17 protein-coding genes are annotated in these 18,668 nt (G+C 33.1%); 9 read left to right on the top strand and 8 right to left on the bottom strand.

The features are described from left to right. Nucleotides 1-311: 311 nt before the first annotated feature. From AB3G36_RS11610 to AB3G36_RS11590, 5 genes are all read left to right on the top strand, one after another. Nucleotides 312-1,865, top strand: a complete 1,554-nt coding sequence (locus tag AB3G36_RS11610) for a PglZ domain-containing protein (protein ID WP_367752913.1) — start codon at nt 312-314, stop codon at nt 1,863-1,865. 239 nt (nt 1,866-2,104) lie between these two features. After that, entirely contained in the window at nt 2,105-2,512 is a 408-nt protein-coding gene (gene tsaE, locus AB3G36_RS11605) for a tRNA (adenosine(37)-N6)-threonylcarbamoyltransferase complex ATPase subunit type 1 TsaE (protein WP_367752911.1), read from the top strand. A gap of 10 nt (nt 2,513-2,522) precedes the next feature. Then, entirely contained in the window at nt 2,523-2,996 is a 474-nt protein-coding gene (locus tag AB3G36_RS11600; protein ID WP_367752909.1) for a GNAT family N-acetyltransferase, read from the top strand. Between the two features lie 96 nt (nt 2,997-3,092). After that, complete coding sequence (locus AB3G36_RS11595) at nt 3,093-4,292, top strand: alanine dehydrogenase (RefSeq protein ID WP_367752907.1); 1,200 nt, start codon at nt 3,093-3,095, stop codon at nt 4,290-4,292. Between the two features lie 36 nt (nt 4,293-4,328). After that, nucleotides 4,329-4,703: a DUF4258 domain-containing protein gene (locus AB3G36_RS11590; RefSeq protein WP_367752905.1), complete on the top strand. Its 375-nt coding sequence runs from the start codon at nt 4,329-4,331 to the stop codon at nt 4,701-4,703. Nucleotides 4,704-4,855: 152 nt separating this feature from the next. Here AB3G36_RS11590 and ung read toward each other — a convergent pair whose 3' ends face one another. From ung to AB3G36_RS11575, 3 genes are read right to left on the bottom strand one after another with little or no spacing between them, the layout of a single operon-like run. Then, nucleotides 4,856-5,527 carry a uracil-DNA glycosylase gene (gene ung / locus AB3G36_RS11585; RefSeq protein WP_367752903.1) on the bottom strand — a complete coding sequence of 224 codons (672 nt, stop codon included), beginning with the start codon at nt 5,525-5,527 and terminating at the stop codon, nt 4,856-4,858. 1 nt (nt 5,528) lies between these two features. Next, complete coding sequence (locus AB3G36_RS11580; RefSeq protein WP_367752901.1) at nt 5,529-5,894, bottom strand: DUF86 domain-containing protein; 366 nt, start codon at nt 5,892-5,894, stop codon at nt 5,529-5,531. Next, the gene (locus AB3G36_RS11575) at nt 5,887-6,177 is read right to left on the bottom strand and encodes a nucleotidyltransferase family protein (protein ID WP_367752899.1); all 291 of its coding nucleotides are present in this window, start codon (nt 6,175-6,177) and stop codon (nt 5,887-5,889) included. Before AB3G36_RS11575 ends, AB3G36_RS11580 begins: the two co-directional genes overlap by 8 nt. A 70-nt stretch (nt 6,178-6,247) precedes the next feature. On the opposite strand from AB3G36_RS11575, the gene AB3G36_RS11570 reads away from it, so the two are divergent. The 4 genes from AB3G36_RS11570 (at nt 6,248) to AB3G36_RS11555 (ending at nt 10,171) form a co-directional block, all read left to right on the top strand. Continuing rightward, nucleotides 6,248-8,416 carry a DNA mismatch repair protein MutS gene (locus tag AB3G36_RS11570; protein WP_367752897.1) on the top strand — a complete coding sequence of 723 codons (2,169 nt, stop codon included), beginning with the start codon at nt 6,248-6,250 and terminating at the stop codon, nt 8,414-8,416. Between the two features lie 655 nt (nt 8,417-9,071). After that, entirely contained in the window at nt 9,072-9,377 is a 306-nt protein-coding gene (locus tag AB3G36_RS11565) for a GIY-YIG nuclease family protein (RefSeq protein ID WP_367752895.1), read from the top strand. Nucleotides 9,378-9,554: 177 nt separating this feature from the next. After that, nucleotides 9,555-9,968 (top strand): thiol-disulfide oxidoreductase DCC family protein, encoded by a 414-nt coding sequence (locus AB3G36_RS11560; RefSeq protein WP_367752893.1) that lies wholly within the window; start codon nt 9,555-9,557, stop codon nt 9,966-9,968. A gap of 74 nt (nt 9,969-10,042) precedes the next feature. Further along, nucleotides 10,043-10,171: a hypothetical protein gene (locus AB3G36_RS11555; RefSeq protein WP_367752891.1), complete on the top strand. Its 129-nt coding sequence runs from the start codon at nt 10,043-10,045 to the stop codon at nt 10,169-10,171. A 52-nt stretch (nt 10,172-10,223) separates the two neighbouring features. Here the strand turns inward: AB3G36_RS11555 and ettA are convergent, their stop codons facing one another. From ettA to AB3G36_RS11530, 5 genes are all read right to left on the bottom strand, one after another. Then, nucleotides 10,224-11,918 carry an energy-dependent translational throttle protein EttA gene (ettA, locus tag AB3G36_RS11550; protein ID WP_367752889.1) on the bottom strand — a complete coding sequence of 565 codons (1,695 nt, stop codon included), beginning with the start codon at nt 11,916-11,918 and terminating at the stop codon, nt 10,224-10,226. Between the two features lie 195 nt (nt 11,919-12,113). Next, nucleotides 12,114-13,043, bottom strand: a complete 930-nt coding sequence (locus AB3G36_RS11545; RefSeq protein ID WP_367752887.1) for an ATP-binding protein — start codon at nt 13,041-13,043, stop codon at nt 12,114-12,116. 163 nt (nt 13,044-13,206) lie between these two features. After that, nucleotides 13,207-13,764, bottom strand: coding sequence for a chemotaxis protein CheB (locus AB3G36_RS11540; RefSeq protein WP_367752885.1), 558 nt, complete (start codon nt 13,762-13,764; stop codon nt 13,207-13,209). A gap of 1 nt (nt 13,765) precedes the next feature. Further along, complete coding sequence (locus AB3G36_RS11535; RefSeq protein WP_367752883.1) at nt 13,766-14,578, bottom strand: protein-glutamate O-methyltransferase CheR; 813 nt, start codon at nt 14,576-14,578, stop codon at nt 13,766-13,768. Then, complete coding sequence (locus AB3G36_RS11530; RefSeq protein ID WP_367752881.1) at nt 14,579-18,634, bottom strand: response regulator; 4,056 nt, start codon at nt 18,632-18,634, stop codon at nt 14,579-14,581. Nucleotides 18,635-18,668 lie beyond the last annotated feature (34 nt).

Below are 18,668 nucleotides of genomic sequence, written 5' to 3'. Positions count from 1 at the left end.
TGTAGAAAATCAATCTCTTTACGGTTTTCCTCATTTTACCCGTAATTATGAAAAAAATGTTCCTAACTAACACAATCTCGCGTGAGGGACGGAAACGGAAAGCCCACAGCCCCGCTTTTTTTTGGCGGGGCGAGGACTTGCAGTGGACTGCCCGACCGGAGCTTTGGCGGAGGGCACGCCCAGAAAAAAGTACTAATCCGCACCCAATAGCGTTTTAACAGTAAATTTTATAATAATATTAATATCTAGACCTTTTAAAAAAATGTAATTTGGCATCTTGCTAGCGCATTTAATTCTTGATAAATTACGATATGGATAAGATAAAAATACTTTGGGTGGATGATGAGATTGATTACTTGAAACCACACATCCTTTTCTTGGAACAAAAAAATTATAGTGTGACGACTTGTAATAACGGTCGTGATGCGATTGATATTTTTGAAAACGAGAATTTTGATATCGTTTTTCTGGATGAGAATATGCCGGGTATGAGCGGGCTAGAAACGCTGTCGGAAATGAAGGAGAAAAAGAGTATGGTTCCCATGATTATGATTACCAAAAGTGAGGAAGAGTATATTATGGAGGAAGCCATAGGGTCTAAAATTGCCGATTACTTGATTAAACCCGTGAACCCAAACCAGATTTTGCTGAGTTTGAAAAAGAACTTGGATCACTCGCGGTTGATTTCGCAAAAAACGACGCTGGATTACCAGAAAGAGTTTAGAAAAATCACCATGGAAATGGCAATGGTGAACTCCTATGAAGACTGGATTGAGTTATACAAAAAATTGATTTTTTGGGAATTGCAGTTGGAAACCATCAATGACCAAAGCATGGTGGAAATACTGGAATCACAAAAAGCAGAAGCCAACTCGCAGTTTGGGAAATTTATAGAACGCAATTATGAAGATTGGTTTTTGCCAAAAGCCGATAAACCGGTGCAATCGCATACGTTATTTAGAGAATTAGTGGTTCCGGAGTTGGTTAAAAAAGACAAACCGGTGCTGTTTGTCGTAATTGATAATTTGCGTTACGACCAATGGAAAACCTTTGAAAGCGTAGTCGCTGAACATTATAAACTAGAAAAAGAGGTGCCCTACTACTCTATTTTGCCTACGGCGACGCAGTATGCTCGAAATGCAATTTTCTCTGGTTTATTGCCTCTGGAAATGGAAAAACAGTTTCCGCAATACTGGAAAAATGATCCTGAGGAAGGCGGAAAAAACTTGTATGAGGCTGAATTCTTGTCGGAACAATTGAAGCGTTTGGGATTGAAAATCAAAGAGGATTATTTTAAAATTACGAATCTCGCCTCGGGTAAAAAACTGGTAGAGAATTTCAAAGGATTAAAAGATAATGACCTAGTTACAGTTGTCTACAACTTTGTAGATATGCTTTCTCACGCGAAAACCGAAATGGATGTGGTAAAAGAATTAGCCTCCGATGATAAGGCGTATCGTTCGCTAACGCTGAGTTGGTTCAAGAATTCTCCTTTGTTAGAAATTATTCAGCAGGCACAAAAACTAGGTTTTAAACTGATTCTAACTACGGATCACGGAACGATAAATGTTAAAAATCCATCGAAAGTGGTGGGGGATAAAAATACGAGTTTGAACCTGCGTTACAAAACGGGTCGCAGCTTAACCTACGAGTACAAAGATGTATATGCTGTAAAAGAGCCAAAAAAAATAGGTTTGCCTGCCATAAATATGAGTAGTTCTTATATTTTTGCAAAAAATGATTTGTTCTTGGCGTATGTCAACAATTACAATCATTATGTGAGTTACTATAAGAATACGTACCAACATGGAGGGATTTCGCTGGAAGAAATGATTATACCGTGTTTGATTTTTAATCCGAAGTAGAAAAAACTTTGTTTAAAGTTTTTTTTGTTTAAGGTTGCCTTGATTGTAGTAATAAAAAAAGTTTCAGGTTTGACGTAGTTTGAAAATATAGTTTAAGGTTTCTTTTGTTTCAAGTTTATGGTTGCCTTGATTGTTAATATAAAAAAGGTTTCAGGCTTGTACTATTGTAATAGAAGAGAGAATTGAATTCACAACATAATTCAAAATTTATAATTCAGAATTTAAAACAATAATAAAAAATGGAATTTATTTTTTCATTAGAAGATATCGCCTCCGTAGCGGAAATAGTAGTGGCCGAAAAACCCAAAAAAGTAATTCTTTTTCATGGAGAAATGGGAGCTGGAAAAACGACTTTTATCAAACAACTGTGTAAAACACTGGGTGTTACAGAAGCAACAAGTAGTCCCACCTTTTCTTTAGTTAATGAATATCAAACTATTGACAATCAAATTGTTTACCATTTTGATTTTTACAGATTGAAGAATGAAACGGAAGCGCTAGACATGGGAGCCGATGATTACTTCTATTCTGGAAATTGGTGTTTTATCGAATGGGCAGAACAGATTCCGAATTTGATTCCGGAGGAACATTCCGTTATTAAAATTGAAGTCCTGCCTGACGGCAAACGTCTATTGCATTTAAGTTAATACCACTACAATGAGTTCAGAAAATACTGTTGTTATTATTCCTTTTTCGGATGAATTAAAGGAACCTATAAAAACCTTGAATGAGGAATGGCTGAAGCGTTATTTTAAAATAGAACCCAAAGACGAGCAAGTACTCTCCAATCCACAAAAATACATCATCGAACCAGGTGGAATGATTTTTTATGCGCAGTACAACAATAAAATTGTGGGTACAGTCTCGCTTATAAAAATCAATGAAACCGATTTTGAATTAAGCAAAATGGCCGTTACGGATGGTGTTCAAGGTTTAGGAATAGGAAAAAAGTTATTAGATCATTGTATCCATGTGGCTAGCAAGCAACAAATGAAAAAACTTATTTTATATTCTAACAGAAAACTGACTCCAGCAATCCACTTATATGAAAAGTATGGATTTGTTGAAGTCGCCCTAGAAGATGGCGTGTACGAAAGAGCTGATATAAAAATGGAACGAATTATGGATTAATTACTACTAACCTTTTTTATTGATTGCTAATTGATAAAAATCAGTTTTTTTTTAAACTTTTTTATGTAATTTTACTCTTTAATCATCACAACAACAATGTCAATATCTTTTTATCCATTCACGAAAGCAGAACTTTTACCACAGGAAGAAAAACTGGAGGTAGCAAGACGCAAGAGCGATCTTTTTATTGGTATTCCTAACGAAACCAGTTACCAAGAGCGTCGCATTTGCCTTACGCCCGATGCTGTAAATTCCTTGACTTTTCAGGGACATCGTGTAATGATTGAAGCAGGAGCTGGAGAAAATTCCAGTTACTCGGACAAGGAATACAGTGACGCTGGAGCAGAAATAACCAATGATACCCGAAAAGTATTTGGTTGTCCTATGATTCTAAAAGTAGGAACGCCTACACTAGCCGAAATTGAAATGATGAATCCACAAACCATCTTGATTTCGTCTATCCAATTAAAAACAAAAAACAAGGCCTATTTTGAAGCGTTAACCAAGAAAAAAATAACGGCACTCGCTTTTGAATACATAAAAGACCAAGACGGTTCTTACCCTGCAGTACGTTCCTCGAGCGAAATTGCAGGAACTGCTTCCATATTAATCGCTGCCGAATTGATGATTACTAATGAATTTGGAAAAGGGCTATTATTTGGAAATATTACCGGAGTTCCACCCACTGAAGTAGTGATTATAGGTGCGGGAACAGTAGGTGAATTTGCTGCAAAAACAGCTATTGGCCTTGGGGCAACCGTAAAAGTATTTGATAATTCTATTACAAAATTGCGCCGTTTGCAAAACAGTTTAAACCAACGAATATTTACTTCCACCATACAATCCAAAGGGTTGTTAAAAGCCCTTAGACGTTGTGATGTCGCTATTGGCGCCATGCGCGGTATCGATCGCTGTCCCGTTATTGTTACTGAAACCATGGTCGAGCACATGAAAAAAGGAGCTGTTATTGTGGATGTGAGCATTGATACAGGCGGTTGTTTTGAAACATCAGAAGTAACTTCGCATGAAAGGCCTACCTTTATAAAAAGCAACGTATTACACTATTGTGTTCCCAATATTCCTTCGCGCTATTCTAAAACCGCTTCCCTAGCCATCAGTAATATTATTACTCCTTTTTTAATGAAAATCGCCGAAGATGGCGGAATTGAAAGCGCCATTCGTTGTGATCTAGGCTTGAAACATGGGGTTTATTTGTACCATGGAATTCTGACCAATAAAGCCATTGGCGACTGGTTCGATTTACCTAATAACGATATTAATTTAATTGTGTTTTAAGGAATCTTTCCTTTACCTTTGCCAAAAAAATAATTCATGAAGTTTGCACAACGTTTTGCCTACTATTTAGTGGGATTAGTTATGGGTCTGTTTTTTGTAGCCTTAGTTTTTAGCGGTAAAGACACCCGTTGTAATTATTTTCCAAATTCTAGAGTTTTAAACGACTTAAGAAACAAACCTTTCGATTATTCCGAAAAAGCGTCCAAAGTTTTGGCCGAAGACTGGATTGACACCGTAGATATTAAAAACACTTTACAATACGGAGATGTTGACTTTGATAAAAGCAACACCGAATTCCATAAAGCGAAGTTGTATGTAATCGAAGGAAAAACGATGAAAAACATCCCTATTATTTTAAAAATTAGCAACCGCGAGGACAAAGCTACCTTAGAGGAAATTATAAAACAATAGTACGTTCCTAATTTGGGCGTGCCAGCACTAAAAAAAGAGGCTTATTATCAATACGGTAATGAGCCTCTTTTTTTAGTGCTGTCGGGCTATTCGCGCTACTTCGGTAGCTAGCTTTTATCCCTCACGCAAACTGCAATCGACTAGCATCTATTCTAAAACCAAGAAATAGCTGTTTTTCCCGCTTTTTCTAAATATGCATTTGTAGTACTAAAATGTTTGTTCCCAAACCATTTCCCCTGATTGGCACTCATGGGTGATGGATGCCCTGATTCTAAAATTAAGTGTTTCGTGCGATCAATTTTCAACCCTTTTTTATGCGCAAAAGCTCCCCAAAGTAAAAAAATAACTCCTTCTTTCTCCTCCGAAATCTTTTGGATTACCGCATCGGTAAATAGATTCCATTTTAAGTGTTTGTGACTATTGGGCGTATCTTTTCTCACGGTAAGCGAAGCATTTAAAAGCAATACGCCTTGCCTAGCCCAAGACTCTAAATTCCCTGAATTAGGCATGAAAATCGAATCCAAATCATCATTAATTTCCCGATAGATATTGCGCAACGATGGTGGAATTCGAACGGCATCATTTACCGAAAAACACAATCCATTTGCTTCTCCTTCCCCATGATACGGATCTTGACCAATGATAACCACTTTTAAATCATCAAAACTACAATAGTCAAAAGCGGCAAAAATTAACTCTTGTGGTGGATAACAAACGCTATTTTGATATTCTTGCTCCACATTCAAAAGTAATTCTTTAAAATACGGTTGCTGCGTTTCTTCCGATACAATGCTCTCCCACTCCGGATTAAGATTAATTTGCATATTATTTGAATTTCCCTAATTCGGTTTTAATTGCTACTTCTAATTGTGGTAAATAATTTTCACCTATTTCATAAATCACCTCAAAATCCAGCATTTCATAATGATGGGAGATAAAATCACGAAATCGAATAATTTTATTCCATTCTATTTCTGGATAATTATCCTGTAATAAATTATGTTTTCTCGAACTGTTTTTAACGTTCTCTCCTATTGCTTGAAGTCGGGTTACAATTGCGTCTAATAAAATTTTACCGTATTCAGTAGCTACAAAATCGGATGCCACATTGATTTCAGTAAATCTTTTATTACAAATAGTGATGTGTTCTAAAATAGTTTCTAACGAATATTTATAAACGTCATCATACATAAATTAAATCTTTTTCAATACTATTAAAAAAACGGTCCGAAATATGTGGCCCCTTTCTAACAATTTCAATTTTAGAATTTAATTTATCCTCTAAGTAAGAATACAACCCCATTAAAATACTGTAAGAGGGTTTATTAAATTCAACAAAAAAATCAACGTCACTCTCCGGATTTTCTAATCCTTTAGCATAAGAACCAAACAAAGCAATCGTCACAACACCATAATTTTCTTTTAGGTACTGCTTGTCTTTTTGAAGGACGTTAATAATTTCATCTTTTTTCATTAAACAAAGATAAAAAATAATACATTCAAATTACTTTGTAACTTTGTGACTTTGCAACTTATCTCAAAAAATGATATCCATTACCGAAAAAACATTACAAGATTTACAATTTCCAACTGTTCTAGAAACGATTTCAACGATCTGCAATACTGACATTGGAAAACAAAAAGCTTTAGAAATAACTCCCTTTAAAGATAAAGAAACTTTGATGCAGGCTTTAATGCAAACGTCAGAGTATGTTTCGTCTTTTGAAAACAATAATGCGATTCCTAATCATGGTTTTGATGCCATCACGCACGAGATTAAATTTCTAGCCATTGAGGACAGCTTTCTAGAAGTAGGTAGTTTTAGAAAAATTGCAACACTTTCTTCAACCGTGAATTTTTTATTGAATTTTTTTAAAAAGTTTGATGATTATTACCCGCATTTAAACACCAGAGCCAATCAAGTAGAATTGACTAAAGATATTATCACTCAAATTGATCAAATCGTTGATAAATATGGAGAGATAAAAGACAATGCTTCCCCCGTATTACTAGATGTTCGTAGAAATATGAATGTAGTTCGCGGGAAAGTGAATCAAAGTTTTGGATCGGCATTAACGCAATACAATAGTTTAGGTTACCTAGACGACATCAAAGAGAGTTTTGTACAAAACCGCCGCGTTTTGGCTGTTTTAGCCATGTACCGCCGTAAAGTAAAAGGATCAATACTTGGAAGTTCTAAAACAGGAAGCATTGCGTATATCGAACCTGAGGCTACCTTACAATATTCACGAGAATTAAGTAATCTAGAATATGAAGAAAAGGAAGAAATCACTCGAATTCTAAAACAATTATCAAATGATATTCGTCCGTATTTGCCCTTATTGAAACAATACCAAGATTTCCTTAGTGATATCGATGTGATTGCTGCCAAAGCAAAATACGCCGATAGAATCAACGGAATCATGCCTCAAATCACGGACAATCGCCGACTCTTTTTTAGAGATGCGTATCATCCCATTTTGTATTTGAATAACAAACAGAAAAGGGAAATAACGCATCCGCAAACTATCGAGCTGCAACAGGAAAACAGAATTATTGTCATATCTGGACCTAATGCAGGTGGTAAAACCATCTCTTTAAAAACAGTTGGTTTACTCCAATTGATGTTACAATCAGGGATGTTGATTCCGGTTCACGAGCGTTCAGAAACCTTTTTATTCGATAGAATACTTACTGATATTGGTGATAACCAATCTATTGAAAATCATCTTAGTACATACAGTTACCGACTGAAGAACATGAACTACTTTCTCAAGAAGTGCAATCGCAAAACGATGTTCTTGATTGACGAATTTGGTACCGGTTCTGATCCTGAATTAGGAGGTGCCTTAGCTGAAATTTTCTTGGAAGAGTTTTACCATCGAGAAGCCTTTGGAATTATCACAACGCATTATTCCAACTTGAAAATCCTTGCCAACGAGTTGCCTTATGCTACTAATGCCAACATGATGTTTGACGAAAAGTCATTGGAACCCATGTATAAATTGGCACTAGGTCAAGCAGGAAGTTCGTTCACCTTTGAAGTCGCTTTGAAAAACGGAATCCCGTTTAGTTTAATCAATCGCGCCAAAAAGAAAATTGAAGTAGGCAAAGTACGTTTTGACAAAACGATTGCTACGCTGCAAAAAGAACGATCCAAGATGGAAAAAACGTCTCAAACGCTAAAAGAAGAAGAGTCTAAAGCGCGCGAAGAAGGTAAGAAAATGGAGACAATCAATGTCAAAATTAAACAAAAACTAGAGAGCTATCAAGAATTATATGACAGCAATCAAAAGACCATTTACATTGGTCAGAAAATAGAAGATATTGCCGAGAAGTATTTCAATAACAAAAACAAAAAAGACCTGATAGGGGAATTTTTAAAAATTATAGAAATAGAAAATTCGAAGCGCAAGAAAGCAACTCCAAAAGAAGCCAAAGCTATTGTGGCCAAGAAAAAAGAAGTCATTGAGGAAATTACGGTTCATGTAGAAGAAATCCGCAAAGAAAAAAAGGAAAAAAAACTAAAACCCATAATCGAAAAACCAAAAGCAATTATACGATTGGGAGATCGTGTGCGAATGATGGATGGTAAAGCCGTAGGAACAATTGACAGTATAGAGAAAAATAAAGCAACGGTGAATTACGGTATGTTTACTTCCAAAGTAAGTATGGACGAACTGGAACTAGTTGAAGCAATGAAGAAGAAGTAATCGATAAATAGGGTCATTGCGAGGAACGAAGCAATCACACTAAAATAATTCGATAAACAGAAAATACAAACAGAGTCTTTGTGAGGAACGAAGTAATCACACTAAAGTACGTCGACAAACAAAATACACAAACCGAGTCATTGCGAGGAACGAAGCAATCACACTAAAATACGTCGACAAACAAAATACTCGAACAAAGTCATTGCAAGGAACGAAGCAATCACACTAAAATATGTCAACATACAAAATACACAAACCGAGTCATTGCGAGGAACGAAGCAATCACACAAAAGTACGTCGACATACAAATTAAAACTTATTGGAACGGAAATCCTGGATGAGATTGCTTCGTTCCTCGCAATGACTTAGATCATGGAATGAATTGAAGGAACGAAGCAATCACACTAAAGTACGTCGACAAACAAAATACACAAACCGAGTCATTGCTAGGAACGAAGCAATCACATTAAAATAAATCGACAAACAAAATAAAAGTTTATTGGAACGGAAATCCTGGATGAGATTGCTTCGTTCCTCGCAATGACTTAGACTATGAATTTTGAATAGGGACTATCCAGACACGAAAACTTGAAATGACTTTGTAAATACACATTACAACTTAAAAATTATTACATTAGTAGTATAAAAAAAGTGAATGAAACCAGGATTTATTTATATCATTACAAATAAATACCAAACTGTAGTATATACTGGTGTTACTTCCAATCTTCCTCAACGCATTTTAGACCATAAAGAAAAAATAAATCCGAAATCATTCTCTGCTCGTTATAATTTAAGCATTTTGGTTTATTATGAACAATTTCAATGGATTGGTGATGCAATTGCAAGAGAAAAACAAATAAAAGCAGGTTCTAGAGAAAATAAAAACAATCTAATTCAATCAATAAATCCAAATTGGGACGATTTGTTTGAAGAAATCAAAGATATTATGACAATTTAATAAACGAATCTATAAAAATAGATGACAAACAAAATATACAAACAAAATAAAAGTTTATTGGAACGGAAATCCTGGATGAGATTGCTTCGTTCCTTGCAATGACTCAAATAATCGAGTCGCATTAAGATAAAAACTATTAATAAAATTACTCAACAAGACAAATTGTAAAAATAGCTTATGATTGAACTCCCACAAAATAAAAAAATCATCCTTTTTGATGGGGTATGTAATCTGTGTAATACAGCGGTGCAGTTTATTATAAAGCATGACAAAAAAGACCTTTTCTGTTTTGTGGCTTTGCAATCGGAAATTGGACAAGAAATTATGAAACATATTGGTGTTGACATCCAAAAAACAGATAGTATTGTTCTTTACGAACCTGGAATCGCCTATTACATCAAAGGGGAAGCGGCTTTAGAAATAGCAAAAAACCTTAGTGGTGGAATGGCAATACTATCCATTTTTAAGGCTCTTCCTACTTCTCTAACGAACAATATATACGATTACATTGCTAAAAATAGATACCAATGGTTTGGCAAAAAAGACAGCTGCATGATCCCTACCCCCGAATTGAAATCAAAATTTTTATAACTATTGTTGGTTTATGACTTTTATCATATTAAATTAATGCTACTATTTCTATTTTTGATTTAAAATAAAGAAACATGAAAAATATAGCACTTATTACTTGGGATAGTGGTTCCATTATTATCGTTTTTGTCTTTGGGTTTGTTTGCATTGCTTTGGTGGCCACAGTACTTTTACTAATGAAAAACGATAAGAAAAAGAAATAAAAAAAGGATATCTAAATTTAGATATCCTTTTTAATATAGATTATTAGACTAATTATCCTCTAATTAATTTTCTGTATTTCAAACGTTTTGGAGTTAAATCACCACCTAAACGTTTTTTCTTGTTCTCTTCGTATTCAGAGAAACCACCTTCAAAATAATACACATCAGAATCTCCTTCAAAAGCTAGAATGTGCGTACAAATTCTATCTAAGAACCATCTGTCGTGAGAAATTACTACTGCACAACCTGCAAAACTATCCAATCCTTCCTCTAATGCACGTAGTGTATTAATATCCAAATCATTCGTAGGCTCATCCAGTAACAATACATTTCCTTCTTCTTTCAAAGTCATAGCAAGGTGCAAACGGTTACGTTCTCCTCCTGAAAGTGTAGACACTTTTTTGTTTTGATCGCTTCCACCAAAATTGAAACGGCTTAAATACGCACGTGAATTCACTTGGCGTCCACCCATCATAATTAATTCTTGCCCATCGCAGAAGTTTTCCCAAATTGATTTATTAGGATCAATATTAGAGTGTGCTTGATCGACATAAGCAATCTTAACTGTGTCTCCAATAACAAACTCTCCAGCATCTGGTTTCTCCTCACCCATTATCATTCTGAAAATAGTAGATTTACCAGCACCATTGGGCCCGATGATTCCAACAATTCCTGCTTGTGGCAAAGTAAAATTCAAATTATCATACAATAACTTATCTCCATATGCTTTGGCAACTCCTTTGGCTTCGATTACATTAGTACCTAAACGTGGTCCGTTTGGGATATAGATTTCCAACTTTTCATCTAATGCTTTTTGGTCTTCGTTCAATAACTTATCGTAGTTCTGTAAACGTGCTTTTTGTTTTGTTTGACGTCCTTTAGCTCCTTGACGAACCCAGTCCAACTCACGTTCCAAGTTTTTTCTACGTTTAGAAGCTACTTTTTCTTCTAAGGCCATTCGGCTTGACTTTTGGTCTAACCAAGAAGAATAATTCCCTTTCCATGGAATACCTTCTCCTCTATCCAACTCAAGAATCCAACCCGCCACATTGTCTAAGAAGTATCTATCGTGCGTTACAGCGATTACTGTTCCTGCATATTGTGCTAAATGTTGTTCTAACCAAAGGACACTTTCGGCATCCAAGTGATTCGTAGGCTCATCTAAAAGCAATACATCAGGTTGTTGTAATAACAAACGACATAAAGCGACACGACGACGCTCTCCACCGGAAAGATTTTTAATTGGAGTATCACCATCTGGAGTACGCAAAGCATCCATGGCAATCTCTAATTTAGTATCAATTTCCCAAGCACCAAGTGCATCAATTTTATCTTGAAGTGCTGCTTGACGATCCATCAATTTGTCCATCTTGTCTGCATCTTCATAATTTTCAGGAAGACCAAATAAGTCGTTGATTTTATTGTATTCTTCAAGCACTTGCATCGTTTCAGCAACTCCTTCACGAACAATTTCGATTACAGTTTTACTGTCGTCCAAAATAGGCTCTTGTTCTAAATAACCTACTGTATATCCAGGAGCAAAAACTACATCACCTTGATAGTTTTTATCAACTCCTGCAATAATTTTCAACAAAGAAGATTTTCCTGATCCGTTAAGACCTAAAATACCAATTTTGGCACCATAGAAAAAACTTAAATAGATATTTTTAAGAACGGGTTTATCTGCTCCTGTATAAGTTTTACTCAATTTTGACATTGAGAAAATTACTTTTTTATCGTCTGACATAAATTATTATTTAATTGTTTACAGTTATATCCAGTATTAAAATGTATAAAAAACACATTTTAATCGTTACTATAACTCACAAAATTAGTAAAATTTTAAAGTGCAAAGGTATTATATTTTTGTCAACAAAATCCCTTTAAACTAGAATGAATAACTGCATTTTTAAAATATTAATTACTCGAAAATTAATATGCATTATACATTATTACTTATAATTTCAATATTTGAAATTACAAACTCACATCCTACATCCGTATTATTTTTAACATCGATAGTTACATTATTTCTATCCACTAGTTTTTTTACTAAATTTAAACCAATACCTGTGCTGCTTTCTCCATTAAAGCTATCTCCTAATGTTTGAAACATTTCGAAAATTTTGGTGTGGTATTTATCATCGATACCTGGACCATTATCTTTAATTGAAAGGGAAGCGTTTTCTTCATCATAATTAATTCTGATTTTTGAAAATTCTTTATCATTATATTTAATAGCATTCGATAAAATATTAGATATAATTTGATAAAAAGCTAACGGTTGAAATAGTATCGTGTGATTTAAGTTTACTTTTTCAATTTGAACATTTTCTGGTGGATTTATCAATTTTAAAACCTGATCGAGTGCCAATGCAATATTTACTTCCTCTTTTCCCTCATTATTTTGAACATTTTTACTGTAATACAATAAATCTTCAATTAGTTTTGACATACTCTTTGAAGAAGTTTTTACCATGTCAAATAAATCGGCTACATCCCCATGAAGGTCAAGAATATGATCCTCTTCTATTAGGTTTATTAATGCTTGTATATTACCAAGTGGAGTTTTTAAATCATGAGCAATGATATGTGCAAATTGTTCTAACTCTTCATTTTTTTGAGCCAATGTTTCATTTAATTTTTTCAGTTCTTGATCATAATCCCAAATTTTTAAAAAAGACTCTACTTTTTTTCTTGTAATCTCTGTATTTAAAGGCTTAGATAAAAAATCAATAGCACCCAAATCATACGCTTTACTTAAATATTTTTGCTCATTGCTTATTGCTGTCACAAAAATAGTAGGGATAGATACGGTATCGGGGTGACTTTTTATAATTTCGACAAACTCATACCCATCCATATCAGGCATTTGAACATCAACAAGAATTAAAGAAACCTTTTTCTTAAGTAATATTTGTAAAGCTTAATTTCCAGACAAACAACATATAATTTCTCTTTCCGGAAGATCTAGAATACTCTTTAAAGCCATCAAATTTTCGGGCTTATCATCAATTAATAAAAGAGTATGTTTTTTATTTTGCATAACAATTCATTTGTTTAATAATATCGTTTAGTGTAAACACTTTATGTTTTTTATATAATTCAATTGCAGCTCTAGGCATCGAAGCATATTCGGCTTCGTTACTATCCTGGACGATTGTTTCTCCTCCATTTTTGGCAATTATTTTAAGCCCCATTGCTCCGTCTTCATTCGCACCAGACAAGAGTATTCCACAACAGTTTTCTTTTAGAACATAAGAAAAAGATTCAAAGCAAACATCTATAGAAGGCCTGCTATAATTGACTTCTTCTGATGCATCCAATGAAAAACTTAAATCCTCTTCTAGTAACAAATGATAATCTGAGGGGGCTGTATAGATATATCCTGGTTTAATATGCTCTTTATCTTCTGCCTCTTTTACTATGTAATGCGATTGCAATTGTAAATAATCCTCCAAAATAGTAGTTGTGTTTTTCAGTCTATGCAAAACAATTACAACAGGTGTGTTCATCTCTTTATCTAATCCTTTCAGAATTGACAATATTAGATTAAAAGAACCTGCCGAGCCACCAATAATAATCAATCGCATATTATTTTATTTTTTGGTAAATTTTTTCTTTGCTATCAATAATTTTAAATTTATCACTAATCGAGCTGAATCGCAGTGTCTCTTTATTTCCAAGTGCCAAAAACCCATGAATAGGTAAACTATCATAAAATAGTTTTAAAACTTTATTTTGTAATTCTTCATTAAAATAAATTAAAACATTACGACATAAAATAAGCTGGCATTCCTTGAAAACACTATCAGTCACTAGATTGTGTCGAGAAAATAAAATATCTTTTTTTAGCTCTGAATTAATAATTGATTTTTGACCATCAGAAACAAAATATTGATTCAAAGATTCTTTACCTCCACATGAAAAATAATTCTTTGAGTATTCTTTGAAATCCTTATTAGAATAAATTCCTTTTTTTGATTTGTCTAAAGCATTTGTACTGATATCAGTGGCGTATAATCTTGATTTTTCCAGTAAATTCATTTCTTTCAATAAAATAGCCAATGAATAGGTTTCTTCTCCAAAAGAACAACCTGCACTCCATATATTAATTTTTGGATAACTCTCTAAATAGGGAAAAACATTATTTATTAAGGATTTGAAAAAGTCTGGATCTCTAAAAAACTCACTTACATTCACAACAATTTCATTTATGAAAGTATTAAAATTTTCAGGATTGTTCACTAATTCATTCTTTAAATGAACGATTGTAACCAAGCCAGATAGTTCCATAAATCGATTGATACGTCTCAAAAGGGAAGCTCTAGAATACCCTTCAAAGTCGTAACCATATTGTTTTTTTATTAAAAAAACTATTTCATCTATGTCGCTAAATTCTATCATCTATTTATATACCCATATACTAATTAAAGAAATAAGCTGTTGTATATCAATTGGTTTCGATTGATAATCAGATGCTCCTGCATTTAATATCTCTTCACGATCTCCTTTCATTGCTTTTGCTGTTAGTGCAATAATAGGAAGGGTTTTCCATTTAGGATTTTCTCGTATTTTTTTAGTTGCTTCAAAACCATCCATCTCAGGCATCATAATATCCATTAGGACAATATCTATAGTTGCGTTGTTCTTTAAAACCTCAAGCGCTTCAATACCATTAAAAGCAGTTAAAATAGATGCTCCTTTAGTAGTTAATGCACTTGAAAGGGCATAAATATTTCGAATATCATCATCAACAATTAAAATTGTTTTATCCTTAAGCACTTCACCTCCTAATAAATTCTGGGCTGTTTTACTTACTTTTTTATTTGACGTTTCTACAGTATCTAAAAACAATAGTAATTCATCTTTTAGTCTTTCCGTTACATTACTTGTTTTTATAACAATTCCATCCGCACTATTCTGCAATTCTAATTGGTCTTCATCAGTCAAGGACTGCCCTGTATTTACGATTATATTAATCTGATCGTTTTTTGATATTTTTCTAAGCGCTGCAATATTTGCAATATTTTTAGAATCGGGTAAACCAATATCCATAATCGCACAATCAATATCATCATTCATTAAAATGTGCTCTGCTTCTTTAAAAGTATGCGCCTGAATACAAATTACGTTTCTGTCGCAATTATGGATTAATTCTTTTATTGAATAATTAAGACTGACATCATCTTCTACAATCAATACTTTTTTAAAGACCTTGTTTATTTGATCATCGATTGACTCAAAAGCGCTTTTTAATTTATCTGTCGTTATAGGTTTAATTAAGAAATCAAAAGCCCCCATTTCTTTGGCCAGTTTCTCTCTATTCATACCTGACATCACATGCACTGGAATGTGTTGCAGTTCTTTATCTTCTTTCAACCATTTTAAAACGGTCCAACCGTCAATTCCAGGCAATTTCATATCTAGAATTATCGCTTTTGGTTTGTATTTTTTCGCATATTGATATCCTGTTTCTCCTTGATAGGCAACAATAGCCTTGAAACCATTATCATGAGCTACTTGTAACAATACATCAGCAAATGAAGCGTCGTCCTCAATAATCAATATAGTCTTGTCATCTACCGAAACAAAATTTCGATCATCATTAAGGTTTTCTGATAAATCTAAAACTGCTTCCAAAGATCGAGAAGTTTCTACTCTTTTCGATTCTGTTTTAGGATCAGTAATAGGTACTGGTCCTATACGTTCCACTTTATTATCTTGGAAAGTAACCGGAATATGAACACTAAAAACACTTCCATTATTTAGCTCACTTTCAAATTCTACTTCTCCTCCTAATAGTAGCGCTAACTCTTTTGAAATAAACAATCCTAAACCTGTACCTCCATATTTTCTGCTTGTAGAACTATCCGCTTGCTGAAAAGTTTGAAATAATTTCTTTTTATTTTCTTCCGAAATTCCGATTCCACTGTCTTCTATATGGATCGACAAAATTTCCTCTGGTTTTAATTTAGCCAATATTTCTGATGTAAATTCAGTTTTATCTGAACCCGATGAAAAGCGCAAAGAAACGGTTCCGCTATCAGGTGTAAACTTTAATGCATTGGACAAAAAGTTTTTAAGAATTTGTTCTAGCTTTCCAATATCTGTATGCAATTTTCTGGGGCAATCTTCAGTAATGGTTGTTATAAATTCTATTTTTTTCTTTTCCATTTGAGCTCTAAACAAGCCATCCATATCCGAATAAACTCGTTCAACGATAGAGTCCTCAGAATAAATCTCGACTTTACCAGCTTCAATTTTAGAAATATCTAAAATATCAGTGATCAGGTTCAATAAATCTTTACCTGAAGAGTTGATTACTGAAAGGTTATCAATTTGTGGATCTGTTAAATTGCCTAAATTATTTTCTTTTAAAAGATCCGAAAGTATTAAAATACTGTTCAATGGAGTTCGTAATTCATGCGACATATTAGCCAAAAACTCCGACTTGTATTTACTTGCCTGTTCAATTTCATCCGCTTTAATACTTAATTCTTCTTGAGCAATAACCAATTCTTCATTTTTAATTAGAACTTCATGGTTTTTATTTTCAAGTTCACGCCCTTTCTCTTCAAGATACGCATTCGTTTGTTCTAATTCAGAAGCTTGATTTCTAAGTTCTTCCTCAGATTGCTGTAACAACATAGACTGTTTGTTCAACTCCTCATTACTTTGTCGAAGTTCTTCTTCTTGAACTTGTAAAATATTATTTTTAAGTTTAATTTCATTAACAGAAACTTTCAATTCTTCGTTACGAATATAAACTTCAATGGCACTTCCCATAGATTCTGAAACAGTGTTCAGAAAAGTTTCATGATCTTCACTAAAATTTGTAAGAGATCCTATTTCTATTACTCCAATCACTTCGTTTCTATAAGAAATAGGTGTGATTAAAACATTAAAAAATGGCGATTCCCCTAAAGAAGAGGCCAAATAAGAATAATTATTAGGCAAGTTATTCAAGCATCTCTGTTTGTTTATTTGAGCCACTTCGCCAACTAAACCTTCTCCAAACATAATAATTTCAGGAGTATTCTTGTTGTCTGCATATCCTCCTATTTTATTCAATTGTTTGTTATCCTCAGCTGAATTAATAATATAAAAATTAGCTTGACATCCTTTGGTCTGTTCCACAAGTGTAAGGCAAATATTCCTTCCAAACTCATTTAAATCTTTTGAATCTAAAATAGAATAATTTATTGCACTAATACTTTCTTTCATTTTATTAATCTCCGATGTTTCATCCTCCATCCGCTTCAATTCAAGAGACATTGCATTCATTGACTTATTAAGAGTGTCATTTGGGCTTCTTAAGTTAATTTTTGTCCCATATTCTCCAGAACTTATTTTAGAGGCCAAATGAAACTGTTCTTTCATCCCTTCCAATAACTGATTGAAAGAATTACTAATATCTACAAATTCTGAATTTCCAAAAAAAGCAGGGTTACGTATAATTTTACCTTGCGATATTTTCTTAATCGTATTAGACATAACATTTAGTGAACCAGATAATTGATTAACTAATTTATATAATAAAATAAAAGTGATTGTCAAAAACAGTAAAAGAATTGAAACTAAAATTAGTACACTTTTTAATGCGTCCGCTTTTTCTTTACTAGCAAATTTTACAATATAATTTAAATTTTGTTTTTCTAATTTCGCTATGTTTTTTACTATTAAAGTAGAATTAATCCACCATTCCCTAGGTGAAATTTTTAATTTATTATCTACTACATTTTGTGCATTACCACTGAAAGTAATATAGGAATTGGATTTTTGAAATTTTAAAAGATCTTTATTAATTGAATCCAATCTATAGTTTGATAATTTAAACTCAACACTTCGTACATATACTTTTGATTGAAAATACAAATCTAATAAGGTGTCATCATTTTTTTTATCAATTAAACTCTGTATAACGACCCCTCTTTTTAATAAAGCTGCCCTTTTTAATAGCACATAATTAGTATAATTATTGGCCAAAGTAGTAATCTTAGGATATTTACAATACACCACTTCTCTATCAATTAAATTTATTAGATTTTCATTGATAATAGTATATTTCACAAAGGATGTTATAGCAGTTTCATTTTTGTTTTCAATACTCTCATGAAGATTTATTATTGTTGTATATAATTTTTTAAAATCATTCGATATTAAAGTGTCTTTAAAATTATTTTTAAAAAACCACTCATTTGTTTTTTGCTTACTTTCTAAATATTTTTTTTTAATAGATGCATCAAAAAGGGAATAATTATGCAATCCTCTTTCAGTACCAATCAGCTCAATTCCTTCCGAAAGTGTAGCGATGTTTTTGATGTTATCTAAACTTTCATCTATGTTTTTATAGTGTTCTAAAGAGAAGTTTATATTTGAAACAGTAGTATAAATTAACCCTGAAAAAGGAATTAATAGAATTAATATTAACTGAGATTTAATTGATAATTTATTCCACATAGCTACTTCTAATTTTATTTTATAAATATATTAT

This window comes from Flavobacterium sp. WC2430, assembly GCF_040822075.1.
In the GTDB taxonomy this organism is placed as follows: Bacteria; Bacteroidota; Bacteroidia; order Flavobacteriales; family Flavobacteriaceae; genus Flavobacterium.
Note: the sequence above shows the minus strand (reverse complement) of the source record. Positions and strands in the feature narration are given on the sequence as shown.